Annotated in this window: 1 protein-coding gene; it reads right to left on the reverse strand. The window is 36.7% G+C overall.

What is annotated here, in order from left to right:
* The coding region (locus HP548_RS00240) for a stalk domain-containing protein (RefSeq protein ID WP_175380575.1) at positions 1-576 on the reverse strand (576 nt) is incomplete at its 3' end.
* Positions 577-698: the final 122 nt, after the last annotated feature.

Consider the following 698-nt stretch of genomic DNA (forward strand, 5'->3'; position numbering starts at 1 on the left):
ACCCTTAATAGCCTGTACAGGAATGTACGTAATTCCGTTAATGGCTTTTGGAGCGGTACTTAATGTAGAAGACATACCATTGTAAAATACCGTTTTACTACCCAGCGTTAACGTTACTTTGTACTTATTTTTTGTTAAACCGATCGTTCCACTCCCAGCATCGTATGTAAATGAGGCACCTAGAGCTTTTGAAATGTCACGCAGTGGGATCAAGTTACTTTCTTCATATTGTAGAGGTTTGTTCGCAAAGTTTACTTTCTTATCGTTTACATAAACTTTTAAAGACGATTGTGTGTATTGAGGCTTAGTTTCTTTTGGTTTTGTAGATTTTGATGATGAAGATGAACTAGAGCTACTGGATGTTGAGCTACTCGAACTACTAGATGACTTTGAACTTGAGGAAGAACCTCCGCCATGATAATGATACTCTCCATATTCTAGTCCCCATTTGGCACAATTGGTCCAACACGTATGTCCGCCATTTGCATCGGTTCTCCCTGGATGAGCTAACACACTTGATGTACCTGATAAAAGCAAAAGAGATACTAGAGAACTAACCAGCAACTTTTTTTTCACGATTTACACCCTCCGACTGGTACTATTTTCCTAAGTATCATATCATACAATATCTGATAAATAAATATATGGTTACCATTTTCGAGAATTAAATTATCTTTAGAATTCAATAAAAGAAGACT

It is taken from the genome of Paenibacillus taichungensis, assembly GCF_013359905.1.
Taxonomy (GTDB): domain Bacteria; phylum Bacillota; class Bacilli; order Paenibacillales; family Paenibacillaceae; genus Paenibacillus; species Paenibacillus taichungensis.